Annotated in this window: 18 protein-coding genes; all 18 read left to right on the top strand. The window is 59.3% G+C overall.

Annotation, left to right across the window (positions count from 1 at the left end; all coding sequences use genetic code 11):
* The first annotated feature begins 433 nt into the window (after positions 1–433).
* A complete protein-coding gene (gene tssA, locus ACSSNI_RS20955; protein ID WP_448260179.1) occupies positions 434–1996 on the top strand; it encodes a type VI secretion system protein TssA in 1563 nt (520 codons plus the stop codon).
* A 33-nt stretch (positions 1997–2029) separates the two neighbouring features.
* Entirely contained in the window at positions 2030–2536 is a 507-nt protein-coding gene (tssB, locus tag ACSSNI_RS20950; RefSeq protein ID WP_019340452.1) for a type VI secretion system contractile sheath small subunit, read from the top strand.
* 26 nt (positions 2537–2562) lie between these two features.
* Positions 2563–4041: a type VI secretion system contractile sheath large subunit gene (tssC, locus tag ACSSNI_RS20945; protein WP_200640668.1), complete on the top strand. Its 1479-nt coding sequence runs from the start codon at positions 2563–2565 to the stop codon at positions 4039–4041.
* Between the two features lie 6 nt (positions 4042–4047).
* Positions 4048–4452: a type VI secretion system baseplate subunit TssE gene (gene tssE / locus ACSSNI_RS20940; protein WP_200640664.1), complete on the top strand. Its 405-nt coding sequence runs from the start codon at positions 4048–4050 to the stop codon at positions 4450–4452.
* 10 nt (positions 4453–4462) lie between these two features.
* Positions 4463–4738, top strand: a complete 276-nt coding sequence (locus ACSSNI_RS20935) for a PAAR domain-containing protein (protein WP_200640662.1) — start codon at positions 4463–4465, stop codon at positions 4736–4738.
* Positions 4739–4766: 28 nt separating this feature from the next.
* On the top strand, positions 4767–6557 hold the full coding sequence (gene tssF, locus ACSSNI_RS20930; RefSeq protein ID WP_200640660.1) for a type VI secretion system baseplate subunit TssF: 1791 nt from the start codon (positions 4767–4769) through the stop codon (positions 6555–6557).
* Positions 6521–7528 carry a type VI secretion system baseplate subunit TssG gene (gene tssG, locus ACSSNI_RS20925; RefSeq protein ID WP_148925935.1) on the top strand — a complete coding sequence of 336 codons (1008 nt, stop codon included), beginning with the start codon at positions 6521–6523 and terminating at the stop codon, positions 7526–7528. The genes tssF and tssG overlap by 37 nt, the downstream gene beginning before the upstream one ends.
* 10 nt (positions 7529–7538) lie before the next feature.
* Positions 7539–10139, top strand: a complete 2601-nt coding sequence (gene tssH, locus ACSSNI_RS20920; RefSeq protein WP_200640657.1) for a type VI secretion system ATPase TssH — start codon at positions 7539–7541, stop codon at positions 10137–10139.
* A 10-nt stretch (positions 10140–10149) separates the two neighbouring features.
* The gene (locus ACSSNI_RS20915; RefSeq protein WP_200640655.1) at positions 10150–11652 is read left to right on the top strand and encodes a sigma-54 interaction domain-containing protein; all 1503 of its coding nucleotides are present in this window, start codon (positions 10150–10152) and stop codon (positions 11650–11652) included.
* Positions 11653–11668: 16 nt separating this feature from the next.
* The gene (locus ACSSNI_RS20910) at positions 11669–11986 is read left to right on the top strand and encodes a YceK/YidQ family lipoprotein (protein WP_159969100.1); all 318 of its coding nucleotides are present in this window, start codon (positions 11669–11671) and stop codon (positions 11984–11986) included.
* Between the two features lie 56 nt (positions 11987–12042).
* Positions 12043–14118 carry a type VI secretion system Vgr family protein gene (locus ACSSNI_RS20905; RefSeq protein ID WP_200640653.1) on the top strand — a complete coding sequence of 692 codons (2076 nt, stop codon included), beginning with the start codon at positions 12043–12045 and terminating at the stop codon, positions 14116–14118.
* Positions 14115–14960: a DUF4123 domain-containing protein gene (locus ACSSNI_RS20900; RefSeq protein ID WP_200640651.1), complete on the top strand. Its 846-nt coding sequence runs from the start codon at positions 14115–14117 to the stop codon at positions 14958–14960. The genes ACSSNI_RS20905 and ACSSNI_RS20900 overlap by 4 nt, the downstream gene beginning before the upstream one ends.
* A 4-nt stretch (positions 14961–14964) precedes the next feature.
* Positions 14965–15717 carry a hypothetical protein gene (locus ACSSNI_RS20895; protein ID WP_234484700.1) on the top strand — a complete coding sequence of 251 codons (753 nt, stop codon included), beginning with the start codon at positions 14965–14967 and terminating at the stop codon, positions 15715–15717.
* A gap of 6 nt (positions 15718–15723) precedes the next feature.
* The gene (locus ACSSNI_RS20890) at positions 15724–17865 is read left to right on the top strand and encodes a lipase family protein (protein ID WP_234484699.1); all 2142 of its coding nucleotides are present in this window, start codon (positions 15724–15726) and stop codon (positions 17863–17865) included.
* Between the two features lie 191 nt (positions 17866–18056).
* On the top strand, positions 18057–18191 hold the full coding sequence (locus ACSSNI_RS20885; protein WP_148925929.1) for a type VI secretion protein: 135 nt from the start codon (positions 18057–18059) through the stop codon (positions 18189–18191).
* Between the two features lie 20 nt (positions 18192–18211).
* Positions 18212–19405 (top strand): type VI secretion system-associated FHA domain protein TagH, encoded by a 1194-nt coding sequence (tagH, locus tag ACSSNI_RS20880; protein WP_200640649.1) that lies wholly within the window; start codon positions 18212–18214, stop codon positions 19403–19405.
* A gap of 5 nt (positions 19406–19410) precedes the next feature.
* The gene (gene tssJ / locus ACSSNI_RS20875) at positions 19411–19890 is read left to right on the top strand and encodes a type VI secretion system lipoprotein TssJ (RefSeq protein WP_200640639.1); all 480 of its coding nucleotides are present in this window, start codon (positions 19411–19413) and stop codon (positions 19888–19890) included.
* 3 nt (positions 19891–19893) lie between these two features.
* Positions 19894–21225, top strand: coding sequence for a type VI secretion system baseplate subunit TssK (gene tssK, locus ACSSNI_RS20870; protein WP_200640630.1), 1332 nt, complete (start codon positions 19894–19896; stop codon positions 21223–21225).
* The last annotated feature ends 3 nt before the right edge of the window (positions 21226–21228 follow it).

The raw sequence follows: 21228 nt of genomic DNA, 5'->3' as shown, positions 1-21228 counted from the left end.
TGATTTACAAGAGGTTTCGCCAAAGGCCTGCGCCGGAGAAGGTGCGCATTATAGGCACTCAGATTCTCACGTCAACGGTTGTTTTGAGGTTTTCCATCACAGACGAATGCCTGATGTAGCTCATATGTAATGTCCTCATATATAGAGGCGAACAACACGCAGCACAGTCAATACCAGCAGACGCCAGACGGACCGCCGCCAGCGGTTAAGGTTCATCGCAAAAACCTGCTAAGAAGTTAACTGCTGCTCAAATTGGACCTCCGATAGAGCACAGAGAGGCTAGTACACCGCTAGTTGGAAACCACTTCACAGTCACCGCGAGAGGCCACGCCTAGGATGCGCACCTCAAGGCGTACATATACGCAGTAATTACCGCGCATGAAGCGCCCAGCACTGCAGCCTGACTGCCTGTTGGAACCAATTGAGTCATGGAATGACGTTCTCTACCCAGCTGGCAGCTCGTTATCTTGAGCTAGCCAACTCTCCCATATCAGCAGTCTCTTTCGCAGGCGAAGACGCTCGCTACACGCCCGAGTACGAAATACTTGAGCAAGAGCTAGGCAAAGCTTCCTCTGTTCACGTCGCAGGGGCTGTTGATTGGGAAGTCATTCGTAATGGCAGCGAACATCTCTTAGCGACAAGCACTAAAGACCTAAAACTAGCGTGTTGGCTCACCTGGAGCCTGTATCAGCAGGATTCGTTCGTTGGGCTCCATGCCGGTCTCGCCATGGTCGGCCGCCTGTGCCGAGATCACTGGAACGAAATCCATCCTCTTAAACCACGGACTCGAGCAGCAGCCATCAGCTGGCTGGTGCCACGCCTGGAGCAGGTGCTGGCAGATCATGTTCCGATGGGCGAGCAGCTTTCGTTGTTCGAGCAGGTTGCAATTGAACTACGAAACCTTGAGAACTGCCTTGCTAGCCATCTAGGCACGCAGGCCCCTTTGCTTCTGCCTCTCTGCCGACGCCTCGACGAAATGGTTAAGCGTGCCGGCAATGCCCATCCGCACCCGGGGCCAGTCGGCGCAGCCATAGCCCAGGTCAAACAAGCCGCTGCTCAAGTCTTTAATTCAACTGCACCAGTCGAGCATGAAAAGGACGCGCACAAAAGCCTGCGTAGCCTGCAAGATCAGGCCCGCCCATTGTGCAGCTGGTGGCTTAAGCAGAAAGCTACCGACCTGAAGCCGCTTCGTCTGGCGCGGACGCTGCTATGGCTGCCGATCGACATCCTGCCGGAGCGTAACGCCGAGCAGATTACTGCCCTACGCGGCGTCCCGGCAGACAAGCTTGCCAGCTATCGCGAGCGCTTCGCACAAGGGCTCTATGCTGATCTGCTAGCAGATCTGGAGACGAGCATAGCGCGGGCCCCTTTCTGGCTCGACGGTCAACGCCTGGCCTGGGAATGCTTGAACGAGCTCGACGCAGAACAGGCGATGCGGGAGGTTGAAATCCAGCTCGCGCTGTTCCTGCAACGCATGCCGGGCCTCGACGAGCTGCGCTTTCATGATGGCGTCCCTTTCGCAGATGCCGAAACCCGCGCTTGGATCAGCGCTCGGGTGATGCCGCACGTACAACCGTCACAGGCACCGAGCGAATCGATCAGCAACCAGAGCGGTACGACGCCCGCCTGGGAAGAAGCGCTTCAAGACGTTCTGCCACACCTGCGTAAAGACGGCCTCAAGAGTGCCGTACAAAAGCTCAAGCTCGGGCTTAACCAGGCACGAGGTGGGCGTGAGCGTTTCTTCTGGCAACTGACGTTGGCCCGCCTGTGCTTTCAGGCCAAAAAATATGACCTTGCCAAAACCCAGCTCGAATCGCTCGATCAGACGCTGCAGGCCACATGCCTCGGCGACTGGGAACCCGATCTCGCCCTCGAGGTGCTGCGTCTGTTGCATAGCTGCTGCGAGCTGCTGCCGCAGAACCACGCCGCGCGTGAAAGCAAGGATGAGATTTACCGCAGGCTGTGCCACCTCGATCTCGAAGTGGTACTCGACTAGGCCCCCGGGCCGTAAACGCAAAGGAGAAGACCCATGGCCAAAGAAGGCTCGGTAGCCCCAAAAGAACGCATCAATGTCACCTTTAAGCCCTCGACCGGCGGCGCTCAGGAAGAGCTGGAGCTCCCACTGAAATTGATGGTGCTCGGCGACTTCACTCAGCGCCCTGACGATCGCAAGATCGAAGACCGCAAGCCGATCGCCATCGACAAGAACAGCTTCGACGAAGTCTTGGCCAAGCAGGAACTGAACCTCACCTTCTCGGTGCCAAACCGCCTGCAGGATGAGCCCACCGACGAAGAGCTGGCCGTGCAGCTGAACATCAACTCGATGAAGGACTTCAACCCGGCCAACCTGGTCGAGCAGGTTCCGGAACTGAAGAAGCTGATGGAACTGCGCGACGCGCTGGTCGCACTCAAAGGCCCGCTGGGTAACGCCCCGGCCTTCCGCAAAGCGATCGAAAGCGTGCTGGCCGATGACGTCTCGCGCGACCGCGTACTCGGTGAGCTGGGCCTCGCCGCGAAAGAACAACTGGACGCCTGAATCTCCCGACAAGGAAAGCCAACACAATGAGCACCAATGCAGCAGCCGTCGAAAGCGGCAAAAACCTAGCCGAGCTAGGCATCCTCGACCGCATCATCGCCGAAACCAAACTGACCCCCGATGACGAGGCTTATGACATCGCCAAGCGCGGCGTGTCGGCCTTCATCGAAGAACTGCTCAAGCCACAGAACGAACACGAGCCAGTCAAAAAGGCCATGGTCGATCGCATGATCGCGGAAATCGACGCCAAACTCAGCCGTCAGATGGACGAGATTCTCCACCACCAGCAATTCCAGGCGCTGGAATCCTCCTGGCGTGGCCTCAAGCTGCTGGTCGATCGCACCAACTTCCGCGAGAACATCAAACTCGAGGTTCTCAACGCGTCCAAGCAGGACCTGCTCGACGATTTCGAAGACAGCCCGGAAGTCGTTCAATCCGGCCTGTACAAGCACATCTACACTGCTGAGTACGGCCAGTTTGGTGGCCAGCCGGTCGGCGCGCTTATCGCCAACTACTTCTTTGATCCGAGCGCACCTGACATCAAGACCATGCAGTACGTCGCGTCGGTTGCCAGCATGTCTCATGCGCCTTTCATCGCCGCGGCCGGCCCGAAGTTCTTCGGCCTGGAAAGCTTCACGGGTCTGCCGGATCTCAAGGACCTGAAGGATCACTTCGAAGGCCCGCAGTTCGCCAAATGGCAGAGCTTCCGCGAGCAGGAAGACGCCCGCTACGTCGGCCTGACAGTTCCACGCTTCCTGCTGCGCAACCCCTACGATCCAGAAGACAACCCGGTCAAATCCTTTGTTTACAAGGAAAACGTGGCCAACAGCCACGAGCATTACCTGTGGGGCAACACCGCCTACACTTTTGCTAGCCGTCTGACCGACAGCTTCGCCAAGTTCCGCTGGTGCCCGAACATCATCGGCCCACAGAGCGGCGGCGCGGTCGAGGACCTTCCCCTGCACCATTTTGAAAGCATGGGCGAGATCGAAACCAAGATCCCAACCGAAGTCCTCGTCTCCGACCGTCGTGAATACGAATTGGCCGATGAAGGCTTCATCGCCCTGACCATGCGCAAGGGCAGTGATAACGCTGCGTTCTTCTCGGCTAACTCCACGCAGAAGCCGAAGTTCTTCGGCAACAGCGAAGAAGGCAAGAACGCTGAGCTCAACTACAAGCTCGGCACCCAGCTACCTTACCTGTTCATCGTTAACCGCTTGGCGCACTACCTCAAAGTGCTGCAGCGCGAGCAGATCGGCGCCTGGAAAGAGCGCACCGACCTGGAGCTGGAACTGAACAAGTGGATCCGCCAGTACGTGGCCGACCAGGAGAACCCAAGCTCCGAAGTCCGTAGCCGTCGTCCGCTGCGGGCCGCGCAAGTCGTCGTCAGTGATGTCGACGGTGAGCCGGGCTGGTACCGCGTCAGCCTGAACGTGCGCCCGCACTTCAAGTACATGGGTGCCGATTTCACCCTGTCGCTGGTTGGCAAGCTGGACAAGGAATAAGCATCCATGGCCTACGGTAGCCTTTTCGAACGCCTCGGCGGTGACGCCGACAAGCGCGCCGGCTGGAGTCGCGAAGTCGCGGCAATGGCTTCGGTGGCTGCCCATCTGGCCAAAATGCTCAGCACCCGAGCGGGCAGCGTGCAAACGTTGCCCGACTACGGGTTGCCCGATTTGAACGATATGCGCCTGTCGTTGCACGACTCGTTGCAACAGGCGCGCATCGCCATCGAACGCTTCATCGAAGCGTACGAACCGCGCTTGAGCCAGGTCCGGGTGATATCCCTGCCCCGCGACCACGATCCACTGAGCCTGTCTTTCGCCATCGAAGGCATGCTGGAAATCGACGGATTCAAGCGTCACGTGAGTTTCTCCGCCAGCCTGGATGGCAGCGGACAAGTGAAAGTCCACTAAGGAGAGCCTGATGTCTGGTAAACCCGCAGCCCGCCTGGGCGACCCCACAGATTGCCCGAAAAAGGGCCACGGAACCAACCCGATCGCAGCCGGCTCTCCTGACGTGCTATTCGACGGCATGCCTGCCGCCCGTATGGGCGACCCGACGTCCTGCGGCAGCGTGCTGGCCAGTGCAGTCATCCCAACAGTGCTGATTAACGGCAAGCCGGCTACTACGGTAGGTACGACGGGTGATCACGGCAATCCGGTGATCGCCGGATCCGGCACCATTGTGATTGGCGGTTGACCATGCGTCTTACAGGGATGGCCGGCTGATGTCTTTCAACCACTACTATCAGAGCGAACTCACCGCCCTGCGCCAACTCGGCAAGCGATTCTCCGAGCGCAGCCCGGCGCTGGCGCCGTTTCTGGGACAAGCGGGGCGTGACCCGGACGTCGAGCGGCTGCTAGAAGGCTTTGCCTTTCTCACGGGCCGGCTGCGGCAGAAGCTCGACGACGAGCTACCGGAGCTGACCCACTCGCTGATGCATCTGCTGTGGCCAAACTACATGCGCCCTCTACCGGCGTTCAGCATGTTGCAGTTCGACCCAGTCAAACGCCCAGGGCCGGCACTCATAGTGCCGCGCAATACGCCAGTCGAGTCCAAGCCGATCCAGGGTGTAACCTGCCGTTTCCGCACCGCTTACGCCACCGAAGTGTTGCCGTTGGCGCTCGACGGGTTGGATTATTCGGTCAAGGGCGGCGGCGCACTGCTCAGTCTTCGCCTGCAGATGACGGCCGACGGTCATCTCGGCGAGTTGAACCTCAAGCAGCTGCGCCTTCATCTTGCTGGCGAGCGCTACATCAGCCAAATGCTCTACCTGAGCCTGCTGCGCAATGTAGCTGGCGTGCAGCTGGTCGCGCTGGATGCGAAGGGCAAACCCTTCACCGACGGTTTCGGTGTTGACCTGCCCGCGCTCCGTATCGATCCGACGAAGTTGCAACCGGTGGGATTTACCGAAGATCAGGCGCTGATCCCCTACCCGCTTAACACCTTCCGCGGTTATCGCTACCTGCAGGAATACTTCGCCTTTCAGGAGAAGTTTCTATTCATCGACCTGCTGGGCCTCGATGCAGTAAGGCGTCTGCCGCAAGAAGTGCTGGAACAGGCCCGGGGCTTCGAACTGCGCTTCGACATTCACAAGGCCGGCGTGCAGCGAATCCGCCCGACACTGGAAAACGTGCGTCTGTATTGCACGCCAGTGGTGAACCTGTTTGAGCACGACGCCATCCCGATTCGCCTGGACGGTAAGCAGGACCAGTATCTGTTGCTTCCATCGGAACTGGATAGCAGCCACTGCGGTGTATTTTCGGTCGACCGCGTCACCGGCTGGAAGCCAGGCGGCATGGGATATGAAGAATACGTGCCATTTGAGTCCTTCGAGCACGACCCGAGTTTCGACGTCCCCGTGGCGCGACCGCATTACAGCGTGCGCCAGCAGCCGTCAATGCTAGGCGATGGGCTGGAGACATACCTTAGCTTCGGCCTGCGCAATCTCGACCAACACGAGACGCTGTCCATCGAGCTTACTTGCACCAACCAGAACCTGCCGCGCCAACTTCGTCTGGGTGACATCTGCCTGCCCAGCGAAGACACGCCGGAGTTCCTGACCTTTCGCAACATCAGCCCAGTCACCCCCAGCTACGCGCCGCCATTGCACCGCGACTTTCTCTGGAAGCTGATCAGCAATATGTCGCTCAACTACCTGTCGCTGGCCAACGTCGAGGCGCTCAAAGTCATCCTCGAAACCTATGACCTACCGCGCTACTACGACCAGCACGCCGAAAAGGTCAGCAGACGCCTGCTCGGTGGGCTCAAGCAGATCGGCCATCAACACGTCGATCGGCTGCACCGTGGCCTGCCAGTTCGTGGCGTGCGCACCGAACTGGTGATGGACCCAGAGGGCTATCTGGGCGAAGGCGATCTGTTCCTTTTCGCTTCGATACTTAATGAATTCTTTGCGCTGTACGCCAGCCTCAACTCGTATCACGAGCTGCGCGTCAGGAGCACACAAGGAGAGGTGTACCAATGGACGCCGCGCATGGGGCAGCAACCCCTGCTCTAAACCGGATCAGCCGGGGCATCCGCGAGTACAGCCTGTTCCAGGGTGTGCTACTGGTGATGGACCGTCTGAAGGCAGCACATCCCGATCTGGACGAAGAGGCGCTCTACGAGCACCTTGAGTTCCAGGCCAACCCGAGCCTGGGGTTTCCCGGCAGTGACGTCGATCGCGTTGAGTTTTTTCAAGAGCGCGGCGAGCTACGTGCACGCCTGCGCATAAATCTGGTCAGCTTGTTGGGTGCCGGATCGCCACTGCCAGCGTTCTATGGTGAGCAGGCCCTCGGCGACAGCACCGAAGGAAACCCGACACGAGACTTCCTCGACCTGTTCAACAACCGCTTGCAGCGTTTGATGCTGCCGATCTGGCAGAAGTACCGCTACCGCGCGCGCTTTACCAGCGGCGCGCGCGATCCACTGTCCGAACAGCTGTTTGCCCTGATCGGACTGGGCGGTGAACAGATCCGGGCCGCCTCCGAGCTCAATTGGAAGCGCCTGCTGCCCTATTTGGGTCTTCTCAGCCTGCGGGCGCATTCGGCCGCGTTGATCGAGTCGGTGCTGCGCTACTACTTCAAGCATGCCGACCTGCGCATCGAGCAGTGTCTGGAGCGTCAGGTCGAAATACTTGCCGAGCAACAGAATCGCCTGGGGCTCGCCAACAGTCAGCTCGGCGAGAGCCTGGTGCTCGGTGAGCGGGTACGCGATCGCGGAGGCAAATTCCGCATCCACATTCGTCAGCTCAGCTGGGACCGCTTCCACGAATTCCTGCCTGTAGGCAGCGGCTACCAGCCGCTCTGTGCTCTGGTTCGCTTCACCCTGCGAGACCCCCTCGACTACGACATACGCCTGGAACTGCGCCGCGACGAAATCCGCGAAATGCGCATCGGCGCCGAAAACCCCTGTCGCCTTGGCTGGACCAGCTGGCTTGGCAGCGAATGCGCCGACGGCATGGTCACCCTGGGCAGCCAGACTCATTAAGGACGATGAAATGATTAACGTAGACCTTCAACAACTGGTTCAGGCACTCGACGCCGAGACCAAGCGCGATCTCGAAACTGCAGCCGAGCGCTGTGTGGTGCGTGGCGGCAGCAAAATCATCGTCGAAGACCTGCTGCTCGGATTGTTGGAGCGACCCGAAGGTTTGCTGACGCGCGCGCTGCAGGACGCCGATGTCGACGCGGGCGCGCTCTCCCAAGCGTTGCTACCGCGTGGCGAACACAGTGAATCGCGCAATCCGGTGTTTTCGGCAGAACTGGTGCAGTGGCTGCAGGACGCTCTTTTGGTCGGGAACCTTGAACTCGGCCAGAGCCAGATCGACCAAGCCGCGCTAATCCTGGCACTGCTGCGCAACCCGATGCGTTATGCCGGCAGCCACTACCAACCGCTACTGTCGCGCCTGAACGCCGAACGGCTGCGCGAGTTCGCATTGGCTCAGCAACCACAGCCGGCCGCCGGTAAGTCCGCGCCAGCGGGCGAATCCAACCTGTCACGATTCACTCACAATTTCACCCAGCAAGCTCGCGACGGCAAGCTTGACCCGGTGCTGTGCCGCGACGCGGCGATCCGCCAGATGATCGACATCCTTGCGCGCCGTCGCAAGAGCAACCCGATCGTGGTCGGCGAAGCAGGCGTCGGTAAAACTGCCATCGTCGAAGGGCTGGCGCTGCGCATTGCCAATGGTGAAGTGCCTGACGCGCTAAAGGGCGTCGAACTACTGTGCCTGGACCTTGGTTTGCTGCAGGCAGGCGCGAGCGTGAAAGGCGAATTCGAACGGCGGCTGCAAGGCGTTATCGACGAGGTCAAAGCCTCGCCAAAGCCGATCATCCTGTTCATCGACGAAGCCCACACCCTGATCGGCGCTGGCGGCCAGGCTGGCAGTGGCGATGCCGCCAACTTGCTCAAGCCGGCATTGGCCCGAGGCGAGTTGCGCACCATCGCGGCTACCACCTGGAGCGAATACAAGAAGTATTTCGAGAAGGACCCGGCCCTCGCACGCCGCTTCCAGCCGGTTCAGCTTCACGAGCCCACCGTAGACGAAGCAGTGACCATCCTGCGCGGCCTTGCACCGGTGTATGAAAAGAGCCACGGCATTTACCTGCGCGACGACGCCGTCGTGGCCGCAGCCGAACTATCGGCCCGCTACCTGGCCGGCCGCCAATTACCCGACAAGGCCGTGGATGTTCTAGACACCGCATGCGCCCGGGTAAGAATCAGCCTAGCGGCCGCACCTGAAGCTTTGGAGCGCTTGCGCGGCGAGATCGCGGAGGGCGAACGCCAGGGATTCGCGCTGCACCGTGACCTCGATGCAGGCTTGCACATTGACACCGACATCCTCGACGGCCTGGAAACGCGACTGGCGGCAGCCCGCGCAGAACTTGAGCAGCTGGAAACCCGCTGGTCCGCTCAGCGTGCGCTGGCCGAGAGGCTATTGGATCTGCGCAAGCAATGCGCGACTGCTCGAACATCGCCCGAGCGCGTATCCGATGACGAAACCCGTCCTGATCTTGAACAACTCGAAGCCGAGCTAAGGGACCTTCAGGTAGAGCTTGCCAGTGCCCAAGCCGCCGAGCGGCTGGTGAGTTTCGAGGTCTGCCCTCGCCTAGTGGCTGAAGTTATCAGCCACTGGACCGGCGTACCGCTCTCCCAGCTGGCGCGCGAGCACAACAGCAAGGTGCTCAGCTTTGCTGCTGATCTGCGCCAACGTGTCCGCGGCCAGGAACAAGCTATCGAAGCACTGGACCGCTCCATGCGTGCCACGGCTGCGGGACTGAATAAGCCCGATGCGCCGGTCGGCGTCTTTCTGCTGGTAGGCCCAAGCGGCGTAGGCAAGACCGAAACCGCACTCGCGTTGGCCGACCTGCTCTATGGCGGCGAGCGTTTCCTCACCACAATCAACATGTCCGAGTTTCAGGAAAAACACACCGTATCCCGCCTGATCGGGGCGCCGCCGGGTTATGTAGGTTACGGCGAAGGCGGCATGCTCACCGAGGCCGTTCGCCAGAAGCCGTACTCGGTCGTGCTGCTTGATGAAGTCGAGAAAGCCGATCCGGACGTAATGAACGTCTTCTACCAGATCTTCGACAAGGGCGTGGCCAACGACGGTGAAGGACGGGAGATCAACTTCCGAAACACCCTAATCCTGATGACCAGCAACCTCGCCAGTGATCGTATCGCCGATCTTTGCCAAGGCGGCCAGCGACCAGAGACGGAAGACCTGGAGCTGGCGATTCGACCTGCACTGACCCAGCATTTCAAACCGGCCCTGCTTGCCCGCATGCGCGTGGTGCCCTACTACCCGATCCACGGCGAAGTGCTAAACGAACTGGTCGCGCTCAAGCTGTCGAGGTTTGGCGAGCGGCTCTCGCGTCGCCAACTGCAGTTCAGCCACTGCGAGGCGCTGGTCGAGAACCTGGCTGAGCGCTGCACTCACAGCGACAGCGGTGCGCGCCTGATCGATCATTTGATCGATCAGCATTTGCAGCCACTGGTCGTTGATCGGCTGCTCGACGCCATGGCAAGTGGCCAAGCATTGCAACGTGTGCATGCAACCCTCGACGGCAACGGGACGGTGGTCTGTGAGTTCGCTTAAGGTCCCGCCAATGCTCACTGGGCAATCCACGCCTGCCAGTGCGCTACTGGATCGCTTAGCCGAGCTGGCCTGGACGCCCGATACAAGCGGCTGGTTGAACGGACTGGTAGAAATCGCGGCGCAGCTGGCTAGCTGCCCGCTCGCTCAGCTCTACTTGCTAGACGCAACCCACACACGTCTGACCCTGTCGGCAGAATGGTTCGAAGGCTCGCGGCGGCAAGAGACCGCGAGCCTGCCCAGCGACTACCGGGACGAACAACTGCTGCAGTACTGTCTCAGCCAGAATCACCAGTTGAGCATTGTCCCGCTGGACGCCAACCTGCATGAAACCGGCTTTCTCCCTGAATCGTCGCGCCCTTGGCGCAGCCTGCTCTGCCTGCCGTTGGAAAACGCCGAAGGTCATGTCATCGGGCTGATGGTGGCTGCCAGTACCGCTAACCAAGACCTCGCCATCGCAGCCGCAACCTTGACCAATCTTGGCCGTTTCGCCCTCGGCCAGGCTCATCTGCTACATAGACTGCGCGGCGCAGCGCAACCTGCACCTGAAGAGATAACCCCTCCGCGCCCTTGTGCCAGTGGGTACGGGCTTATTGGTGAGAGCCCGCGCATGCGGGCGGTTTACGGGCTGATAGGCAAAGTCCTGCACAACCCGGTCAGTGTTCTGCTGACGGGCGAAACAGGTACCGGTAAGGAACTCGTGGCTCGGGCGATTCACGAGTGCGGCTCGCGGCGCAGCCAAGCCTTCATCGTGCAGAACTGTGCGGCCCTGCCCGAACATTTGCTCGAAAGTGAGCTGTTCGGCTATCGAAAAGGCGCCTTCACTGGCGCCGAGCGCGATCATGAGGGCTTGTTCGACGCTGCCGACGGCGGCACTTTGTTCCTCGACGAAATCGGCGACATGCCGCTGACCCTACAAGCCAAGCTGCTGCGCGTCCTGCAGGAAGGCGAGGTCCGACCGCTTGGCAGCACGCGCACCCATAAAGTTGACGTCCGAATCGTCGCCGCAACTCATCAGAACCTGCACAAGCGAGTCGAGGAGGGGCGCTTTCGTGAAGACCTGTACTACCGCATGTCCATCTTCCCGATCGAATTGCCGCCGCTTCGGGACCGTCATCAGGACGTCCTTCGTCTAGCCCGTCACTTCGCCGACAAAGCCTGCGGTTTTCTGCAGCGCGATACCGTGCGCTGGTCGGACGCGGCGCTTGAGCAACTGGCCGATTATGCGTTTCCCGGCAACGTGCGTGAGCTCAAGGGGCTGGTCGAACGCGCCGTACTCCTATGCGACGGTGGCGAATTATTACCGGAACATTTCAGCCTGCGCACCGTGGACAACGACCTGGATAGCACCTTGGATTTGCGCGCGCGGCTCGAACGGGTCGAACGCAACCTGCTGATTGATTGCTTGCGCAAGAACGGCGGCAACCAGAGTCAAGCCGCGCGAGAGCTAGGGCTGCCGCGCCGCACCCTGCTCTATCGCATGGAACGCCTGGGTGTTAACGCCAGCAGACTTTGAGCTCAAGGAGATGAGCATGAGTTTTCGGAGTTACCTGATTGCCGCTGCCCTGGCTGGCATTCTGATGCCCTTGACAGGGTGCGGCACACTCATAGGTCGATCAAACAGTCAGGGAGATCTCTATCCAGGACTCCAACAGGACGCTGCATTTCTTGGCCTAACCGGCGCGGGCGAGCCTTACAACCCGGAATATGTCGCAACCATCTTCTGCTACTTGGCAGTCGTCTGCGTTCCAGGAACTCTTCTTTCGGTACCGCTCGACGCGGCAATCGATACGGTGCTGCTACCCATTGACTTGATCAACATCGCAGTTCCCCCGGCCGGTAATCGGTAGCCTCGCTACCCTGCCATCAAGACTCCACGGAAGCCCCACCGAACAAGGATCCCCAGATGTTCAACCCGGCCAATGACACCCATTTCAGCCTCGCCATAGAAGGCATCGAGCACGACCTCCAGATTCTCGAATTCAAAGGCCGAGAAGCGCTATCGCAGCCGTTCGCTTTCGAGCTGGAGCTGGTCAGCGAGCGCCCAGATCTGGGCCTGGAAAGCCTGCTGCATCAGGCAGCTTTCCTGGCACTTTCACCAGCCGGTAACGGCATTCATGGTCTGATCTACCGCGTTGCCCAGGGCGACTCCGGCAAGCGTCTGACGCGCTATCACGTCACCCTGCGCCCGCAGTTGGCCTATCTCGCACACCGCATCAACCAGCGCATCTTCCAGCACCTCACGGTGGAGAAGATCATCGCCCAGGTGCTCGAAGAGCACGGCATTCAGGCCAACGCCTTTCGCTTCGGGCTCAGTTCGGTGTACCCCGAGCGCGACTATTGTGTGCAGTACGACGAGACCGATCTGCACTTCATTCAGCGTCTGTGCGAGGAAGAAGGCATTCACTACCACTTCCAGCACAGCGCTGAGGGCCATGTGCTGGTGTTTGGTGACGACCAGACGAGCTTTCCCAAGCTCGCGCCAGTGGCGTATCAGCAGGATTCCGGCTTGGTCGCCGACCAGCCGGTGATCAAGCGCTTCGGTCTGCGGGCCGAGACCCGCACCAGCCGTGTCACCCGGCGCGACTACGACTTTGAGAAACCGCGCCTGATTATGGAAGGTGCCTTCCAGAGCGAATTCCAACCGGACCTGGAAGATTACGACTATCCCGGTCGCTTCACCGAGCGAACCCGAGGCAAGCACCTGTCGCAACGCGCTCTGGAACGCCACCGCAGCGACTATGAGCTGGCTGAGGGCGAGAGCGACCAACCGCTGCTGATCACTGGCCACTTCCTCGCCATGAGCGAGCACCCGCGCGGTGACTGGAACCAACTCTGGCTGCTCAACGAAATCCTCCACGAAGGCAAACAGCCGCAAGTATTGGAGGAGTCGGTAACGAGCGACAGCCTGCCACGGGACGGTTTCACCCAGGGTTACCGCAACCTGTTCACCGCCACGCCCTGGGACATTCTCTATCGGCCAGCCCTGAAGCACCCCAAGCCAAATGTGCTCGGTAGCCAGACCGCTGTGGTCACTGGCCCTGCCGGTGAAGAAATCCACTGCGACGAATACGGTCGTGTGAAAGTCCAGTTCCACTGGGATCGCGAAGGCCAGGCCGACGACAAAACCAGTTGTTGGCTGCGCGTTTCCTCAAGCTGGGCCGGCGACCGCTACGGCAGCATCGCCATCCCGCGGGTAGGCATGGAGGTGCTGGTGACATTCCTCGAAGGCGACCCCGACCAGCCTCTGGTCACAGGCTGCCTATACCACAAGGAACATGTAGTCCCTTACGACCTGCCGGCTAACAAGACCCGTACCGTCTTCAAGACCCTGAGCTCGCCCGGCGGTGGTGGCTACAACGAATTACGCATCGAAGACCGCAAAGGTGCAGAGCAAATCTACGTTCACGCCCAGCGCGACTGGGACGAAAACATCGAGCACGACCAGAAGATCCGCGTCGGGCACGAACGCCACGACACCGTCGAGGCCAGTAGCTACAGCGAATTCAAAGCCGAAGAACACCGCACCACCCATGCCGATCGTAAGACGGAAATCCGCTCAAATGACCACCTTACCGTGGGCAACACCCAACACGTGAAGATCGGCACCGGGCAGTTCGTAGAGGCGGGAGACGAGATCCACTACTACGCCGGAAGCAAAGTCGTAATCGACGCCGGCATGGAACTCACCGCCACAGGCGGCGGCAGCTTCCTCAAACTAGACCCCAGCGGCGTCACGTTGAACGGCGCGACCATCAAGATGAATTCGGGTGGCTCGCCCGGCAAAGGCACTGGCGTAAGTATTCTTGCTCCGCAGATTCCCTGGGCCGCGGATCAGGACAAAGCTGGCGCCACGCCCAGGCTCGCGCTGGCCAATACCCAGCTGCAGCTGGCGCGCAAAGCTCGTCAGATCGGCGCCAGTCGCTGCCCAATATGCGAAGCGTGCCGCGCGGGTATGTGTGAAATTGGAGCAGGTCGATGAGCGAGATGGTTGAACACTGGCTCAGCGAGCAACAAGCCCAGAACCGACGGTTGCTGCTCGTTATCGATAGCCTGGCAGAACCCGATCCGCTGCCAGGCTTGTTCTCAGCAGACCTGGTACACAGCTACGCCAATCTCTATCAGGGCACCGAGGTCGCCGAGATGGCCAGCGTGGGCCCCTGGCTGATCATGCTGAACGAGCTGAACCTCACGCAGCTAGCGTCGCTCACCGACGCACCGGAGCAGAACTGGGGCTGGCTAGCCAGCGTCGAGCACGCCGACATGGCGGCGCTCACGCAGCACTGGCAATCACGCATCTTCGCTGACGAGCAGGGGCAACGGTCGCTCTATCGGTTCCAGGACAACCGAATAGTCGCGCGTCACCTCGCCGAACTGGACGCCTCTCAACGCCCTCTGCTGCTTGGTCCGCTGACAAGCGCGCTCTGCTGGGATGATCACGACTGGCAATGGTTCGATAACGAGCAACCAGGCGAGTATCCCGAACCCTTCGAAAAACCGTGGTTGTCTATCCCAGAACCCGAGCACGTAAGGCACGCTGTGGCACACCACAATCTCGAGTTGTGGCTATGGGAGAACCACACACATGCGACCACCAAGCTCGCAGAGACTCGAGTGCTGAGCGAATGGCTGGACCGTCAACTCGACAAAGTGAAGGAATGGCACTGGCACAGCGAGCCGCAACTGCACTTCCTGCTGCGCTACCAGCTCGACCCCGCACTGGCGGACCATCCAGCCTGGCTGCCGGCTGAAAAGGAAACACCAGAAGCCCACTATTCAAGAGTCAGCTCAGTGCTGACTTCAAGCCATTCAGCACAGGGTTGATCAGATGATGTCTCACACCTTTTCTCGAAGCCGCTTCCGGCCCATTCACGCATGGTCTGCACTGTTCGGCCTTCTGCTCAGCGGCTGCAGCACGCTCGGCTCTGTCGGCGCCGAAACCTTTACTTTGAAAGGTGAGCTTCCGGCTGACTTCGCACTGAAAGCCCAAGCGCATTACGGCGGGTCCGAGGGATGCAGTGACCGCGGCCATGTGAAGGGTTTCAAAAGAGATTACGAAAAGGTGCCGCATGGGTATGAGTTCGAGATTCCAGTTAGTTATCGCGACGGACTTTGTGAGCTGCGATTGGTCAGGGTCGGATTGTTTATACACGCCAGATATGGGAAGCAGGACTGGCAGGAAACTTATGATAATGGTGGCTTGATGGTTGTGGAGAAACTATCAACTAATGCTCCGGCATTTCAACCCGACGGAACGCTGTCTAAAGCAGTCAAATGCTCATGGCTGTTTCAGATCAGCAAAGCGAAAGCTCGAAAAGATCAAATAAGCAAATTGCTAAGCTGCAACGGCGCTGGAGCGGAAATAACGACCAAGGCGTTGGCAGGAAAAGTAGTTAAACTCAGCTTTATCCTAGACTTAGAGGAGGAGCCCTACCGGGATAACACTTGGGTAAAATTCTCCAACGGGTGGAAACCTTGTTTACCCAAAGAGGGATGGCAGCAATGCCAAGATCCTCCTATTTTCAGATCGTTCAAACGCGGCAACCAAGAATGCACCGCTTATCCAAACTGCACGGAATAATCAAGGATGACAACCACCGTCGAGGTACTAGCTTGCCCGCTTGCAACAAGTTCGGTCAGCTTTCGAATCGTGGATGAGCATGGCGATGGATCGCCATACACGGGATTGAGCTACAGGCTAACTGATAGTCAAAGCCGAGTGTACGAAGGATCACTGGACTGCGATGGATTTGCAGAGATTAAGGGCATAAGTCACGGTGCAACATTGCTCGATTTATCGGCAGCAGCCACAACATATCCAGACCCCTGGTATGAAGAATTAAAAATTAGAAAACGCTTCAAGCTACCGCTAACCGCACTACAAATTGCAGCAGAGCAGACAAGCTGTGGGCCTCGTGGGTCAAATGGCAAAACTTATCTTGCAAAAGAGCGCGCAGAACGAGAGGGCGCTTATTTTATGCGGACCGAAGTGCGCAACTTCGTCATAGACACCTCTCATCTTCCAGAAATAGACGAAGCCTGGTCGACTGGGCAAAGTAGATACAAAAGCAGCAAAGAGCTAACAGGAGCCAGACCCGGAGTGAAACTTGGCTGTAGCGGACACCATCTAATCGAGGTAAAGGCGCTCCGCGCACTTAGCCCATTGCTATCGACGGATCCGGAATTCTGCGCACTTAACTCTTATCATCTGGCGATCATTAGCGCCTTCGCTTATGCCCCATTCAGCGTCGTAAAAACCCCTTATTCTTCCTCCCCTCCGCCTTATGACACGGCGGGAAGCATCGGCTACGTTGTTCAGAACCAATTGGGGCGTCGAATTCAACCCACACAATTCAATACCGCGACCCCTTATCATCTGCTCTGTGAAGAGGTGCCGTACTCAAAACGTCTCGAGATCATGCCGTACGATCCGTCGCGTTATGAACAAGAAGCGCTTGAAGGCTGGCGTTATCCTGAGGATGTGCACTTTCTGCACGACACGGATAACGAAACAGATACTAATACCCAAGCTTTTATAACTCATAACGACAAGGTCATACTAATCTCCGTCCGCGGTACCCAGGAATTTCTGGCAGACGCCAGTCGAGACGCAGATGCGCGCCAGATAGCCTATGAAGAAGGCGAAGGCCAGGCGCATCGCGGCTTTTACGAAGCCTTTCAAGCAACGAAACCCTTCGTAAATCGATATCTCAACGCGTTCTACACGGGCGAGCAAACACTCGTGGTCTGCGGTCACAGCCTGGGCGGTGCGATTGCCCTATTATTGGCCGAGTGGCTGCGCAGGGAATGGTCGAGCGATATCCAGCTTTACACCTTCGGGGCCCCACGCGCAGCCGATGCGGCCTTCGTCAAGGCGGCTCAGTCTCTTACGCACCACCGTATCGTCAACCACAACGATCCGGTCCCAGCCCTTCCACTGCCGTGGATGGACGCGGAGTGGAAGCTGGCGCTTCCCGGAGCAGCTCTGGCGTACAGCTCACCGATCACCGGCATTGCGTTACTGCTAGCAGGGATCGTCAACCTTCAAGGCGACCCCTACGAGCATCACGGGGAGCAATGGCATTTTATGCCGCGCAAGCCTGGAGGTGGGAGCGAAGCCTCAGTGCTATGGCAACCAGGTTGTGCGCTGGTAGACGAGCAAAGCTGTGCACGCGACGTCGGGGAAATCGGGCTGGATGGTGATATGCCGAACCGCCTCGCGCTCGCGGCTACGCACCATCTGAGTGACCGCGGCTATGCACGCGCAGCGCTTACTAACCTGCTGCGCTGGAATACCAGCGTCGAGGAGCGAAACGGAAAGTTATTCACCGAAGCTGAAACCCGTGACATCTACGCCCAGCTGCTGAGCACCGCCCAGTTGCTGGAAAGCTGGCAGGCGCGCTCCTTCAATGAATTCCGCTGGGAAATCAGGCGCAGGGGTGAGATGCGTTTTTACGGCAAGACCGACCTGGAACTGCGCGCCATCTATGCCGACGCAGTGGAACAAGGCGAGCGCGTTCGAGCCGAGCAAAGCCCTGCGCTTACCCGTACTCAGCAGCGTCTGCTGGCGCAGGCGGAGCGCGTGGTAACACGGCGCAGCGTGTTTGGTGAGCAGGCGGAAAGAGCCGACCTCGCAGAGCTGGTAGCACAATGGCGGGACATCGAAGATAACAAGATAGCGGAGCGGCTGGCTGCAGTTAAAAGGGACTCGGCCAACGTCCTCGCCTAGAGGCAGCAGCGTCGGCCCGGCGAGCCACATTTATAGCCGTAGCTCTCGTTTCGGTACCGGCCCCGCCCTTTTTCGTGACCCCGTTCACCCATGCAAACAAGCGGGTGAACTTCAATACTCAGCCTGAGTCTCGCTTCGCCGTTTTCGGCTAGCGAGGCCGTCTGCCCACACGCTTTCAAGGAGGAAATCGCGTGCTAGCCCGCTATTGCGCCCTCGTTTTATTCGCCGCATCCCTCGCCCTCGCCGGTTGCTCCGGCAACTATAAGTTCAACGACGACGAATATCGCCCATTGGGCGATCCGCAGGCGCCTGCCCGCAGCAACTGATCCATCAGGAGAAAGGAACCATGGAACTGGTTTTCGATATGGTCAGTGCTCAGCAATTTGCGCCAGGCCTGATCAGCAGCAAGACGTTCAAGCAGGCCGGCGGCATCATTGGTCGTGCGGAAGAGTGCGACTGGGTCATCCCGGACCGCAAGCGTGTAGTATCCAGTCGCCACGCCGAGGTGAGCTACCGGGACGGGGCGTTTTTCCTTACCGACACCAGCAGCAATGGCATCCAGTTCAAGGACACAGGCGCCAGCCTGGACAAAGGCCGGGCGCAGCGAATCGAACATGGCAGCGTGTATTGCCTGGGCGACTTTGAAATCCGGGCTCGCCTGATCCAGGACCCGGCCTCCTTCGAAGAAAATATCGGCCGACCGCAGCCCGCTGGCAGCATCATTCCAGACGACGCATTTCTCGATCTAGACCCGCTTACAGCCCTAGACCAGCAAGAACATGCTTACGCCAAAACCGACGATCTGACCGCAGTGCTAGCGCCATCAAGGGTGCAAGCCCAGCAGCGCGATTATGCACAGATCGATGAAGAGAACTTGCAGGTCCCCGAGCTGGTGATGCCAGCACCAGCCACTCAGCCAAAGGCCACGCTCGAACCTGAACGCCTACCGCCCGACTTCTGGACGCGCTTCAGCACGGCGTTGGGAGTGGATCTATCAGATCTGGATGAGGAGGGTCGGCAAGCCCTGGCACTGAAAGCTGCGGCCTTGCTCAAGCAAAGCGTTGGCGGTTTGCAACAGGCACTACGTACCCGTGGCGAGTTGAAAAACGAGATGCGCCTGTCGTTGACCACCGTGCAGAGTGCCGGCAACAACCCACTTAAGCACAGCATCGACAGCGGGGAGGCGCTGACCCTTCTGCTGCGCGGTGGAAAGTCGGGGCAGCTGCCTGCCGAACAGGCCATGGGGCGCGCTTACCGTGATCTTCAGGCGCATCAGGTAGCCATGCTGGCTGCCAGTCGCGCCGCGGTCAAAGGCATCCTTGAGCAGCTTTCACCGGATCAGCTGGCGCTGCGCTTCGAGCGTGATAACAAGCCGCTTATGTCCACTGCCGGTAGCCGCTGGCGTGCCTTCAAACGGCTGCATTCTGCGATGCAACGCGACGACGATTGGAGCGAACGGTTGTTCGCTCGTGACTTCGCCCAGGCTTACGAGGAGCAGGCCCGTCTGATCGCCACGCTCAATACAGACCTTCAAGGATGATATTCATGTCTCGCTTTCTCCCTGCCGCGGCGCTCGCGGTGCTTGCCGTTCTGAGTGGCTGTTCTGCCCTCTCGCCCAACTCTGACTTGACCAAGCTGGACTTGTCACTGCAGGGCAGCGACCAGCTCAACCCCGACCTTAACGGCCGCCCTTCGCCTGTCGTGATTCGCCTCCTGGAACTCAAGCACCCGGTGGCCTTCGAGAATGCCGACTTCTTTTCGCTCTACCAGCGTCCCAAGGAAGCGCTGTCCCCGGACCTCGTCATTCAGGAAGAGCTGGAACTGCGCCCGGGCGAGCAGCGCGACCTCAAACTGTTTGTTCAGGATGGCAGCCGCTACGTCGGCGTCTTGGCCGCCTATCGCGATCTGCCCGAATCAAGCTGGCGCTTCGTCATTCCTCTTCAACACAAAGCGCAGAACCGAATCGAGCTAAGGCTCGACGAACACGGAATCAAGCCCATCGATCCGCTCGTGAAAGGAGACTGATTGATGAGCACGAACAAAGTCATATGGCAGGAAGGCATGCTGCTGCGTCCGCAGCACTTCCAGCAAAGCGACCGCTATTACGACGCGCAGCTAAAGCAGCGGACCCAGAAGTTGGGTCATTACGCCTGGGGTTTTTTTGGGCTGGAGATCGACCGTCAGTTCCTTAACATGGGCAAGCTCGTGCTTAGCCAGGCAAGTGGGCTGCTTCCAGACGGCAGCCTCTTCGAGATCGGTGCTGAGCGTGAGCCGCTGGCCCTGGACGTGCCGCCCAACACCGGCAACACGCCGGTGTATCTGGCTTTACCGCTCGTCACCGGTAACCACATCGAGAGTCGCCGCCCTGAGCAGAAGGACGTATTGGCGCGCTACACCGCGTTCGCCGAAGAGGTCACTGACTCCAACGCCGGCGATAGCAGCAGCAGCCAAGTCAGCACCGGCCGTCCGGACTTTCGGTTGCTGCTGGGCGAGCAACAGAGCGATCAGGCTTACGTCAAGCTCAAGCTTTGCGACATCCTCGACACCACGCCGGACGGCGTGATCAGCCTCGACCCTGAGTACATCCCTACCTTTATCGACTTCCAGGCGTCCAGCTACCTGCTGTCGTGCCTGAAAGAAGTGATCAGCATGCTCGGCCATCGCGGCGACATCCTGGCAGAGCGTATTCGTGCCACCGGTAAAGTCGGCGGAGCGGAAGTCGGCGATTTCATGATGCTGCAACTGATCAACCGCTACGAACCCGTGCTACGCCATTACATGGGCATCGACCGGATCCATCCCGAACACATCTACCGTGAGCTGCTGGGATTGCTGGGCGAACTGGCGACCTTCTCCAGCGAGACCAAGCGACCTCGCCTGGACGGCCGTTACCTGCACAACGACCAGGGACTGTCGTTCCGCAAGCTGATGGATGCGATTCGCCAAGTGCTGTCGATGGTGCTCGAGCAGCACGCCATCGAGCTGCTTCTGCAACAGCGTCAATACGGCATTCAGGTCTCGCCGTTGCACGACCATAAGCTGCTCGGCAGCGCCTCGTTCGTGCTCGCAGCCAGCGCCCAATGCGACTCCGAAGAGCTGCGCACCCGCCTGCCGGCTCACCTAAAGGTCGGTCCGGTTGAGCGTATTCGCCAGCTGGTCAACCTCCATCTGCCGGGAATCAAGGTCAAGCCACTGCCCGTCGCGCCACGGCAGATCCCGTTCCATTCCGGCAAGACCTACTTTGCTTTGGAACTCAGCTCCGAGGAGCTGGCGCAACTGGAGCGTTCTGGCGGCTTCGCCTTCCATGTGTCCGGTGAATTTACCGGGCTTGAGCTGAAATTCTGGGCGATCAGGAACTGACCA

It is taken from the genome of Stutzerimonas tianxiuensis (assembly GCF_053470365.1).
The sequence above is the reverse complement of the archived record's forward strand: the minus strand, read 5'-3'. Positions and strand labels throughout refer to the sequence as shown.

Excerpts from the sequence above, each read along its gene's own strand:
- ACSSNI_RS20895 (WP_234484700.1), top strand. The coding sequence starts at position 14,965 with ATGATGTCTCACACCTTTTCTCGAAGCCGCTTCCGGCCCATTCACGCA.
- ACSSNI_RS20900 (WP_200640651.1), top strand. The coding sequence starts at position 14,115 with ATGAGCGAGATGGTTGAACACTGGCTCAGCGAGCAACAAGCCCAGAAC.
- ACSSNI_RS20890 (WP_234484699.1), top strand. The coding sequence starts at position 15,724 with ATGACAACCACCGTCGAGGTACTAGCTTGCCCGCTTGCAACAAGTTCG.
- tssK (WP_200640630.1), top strand. The coding sequence starts at position 19,894 with ATGAGCACGAACAAAGTCATATGGCAGGAAGGCATGCTGCTGCGTCCG.
- tagH (WP_200640649.1), top strand. The coding sequence starts at position 18,212 with ATGGAACTGGTTTTCGATATGGTCAGTGCTCAGCAATTTGCGCCAGGC.
- tssH (WP_200640657.1), top strand. The coding sequence starts at position 7,539 with ATGATTAACGTAGACCTTCAACAACTGGTTCAGGCACTCGACGCCGAG.
- tssA (WP_448260179.1), top strand. The coding sequence starts at position 434 with ATGACGTTCTCTACCCAGCTGGCAGCTCGTTATCTTGAGCTAGCCAAC.
- tssB (WP_019340452.1), top strand. The coding sequence starts at position 2,030 with ATGGCCAAAGAAGGCTCGGTAGCCCCAAAAGAACGCATCAATGTCACC.
- ACSSNI_RS20905 (WP_200640653.1), top strand. The coding sequence starts at position 12,043 with ATGTTCAACCCGGCCAATGACACCCATTTCAGCCTCGCCATAGAAGGC.
- tssC (WP_200640668.1), top strand. The coding sequence starts at position 2,563 with ATGAGCACCAATGCAGCAGCCGTCGAAAGCGGCAAAAACCTAGCCGAG.
- ACSSNI_RS20915 (WP_200640655.1), top strand. The coding sequence starts at position 10,150 with ATGCTCACTGGGCAATCCACGCCTGCCAGTGCGCTACTGGATCGCTTA.
- tssE (WP_200640664.1), top strand. The coding sequence starts at position 4,048 with ATGGCCTACGGTAGCCTTTTCGAACGCCTCGGCGGTGACGCCGACAAG.
- ACSSNI_RS20910 (WP_159969100.1), top strand. The coding sequence starts at position 11,669 with ATGAGTTTTCGGAGTTACCTGATTGCCGCTGCCCTGGCTGGCATTCTG.
- tssG (WP_148925935.1), top strand. The coding sequence starts at position 6,521 with ATGGACGCCGCGCATGGGGCAGCAACCCCTGCTCTAAACCGGATCAGC.
- ACSSNI_RS20935 (WP_200640662.1), top strand. The coding sequence starts at position 4,463 with ATGTCTGGTAAACCCGCAGCCCGCCTGGGCGACCCCACAGATTGCCCG.
- tssF (WP_200640660.1), top strand. The coding sequence starts at position 4,767 with ATGTCTTTCAACCACTACTATCAGAGCGAACTCACCGCCCTGCGCCAA.
- tssJ (WP_200640639.1), top strand. The coding sequence starts at position 19,411 with ATGTCTCGCTTTCTCCCTGCCGCGGCGCTCGCGGTGCTTGCCGTTCTG.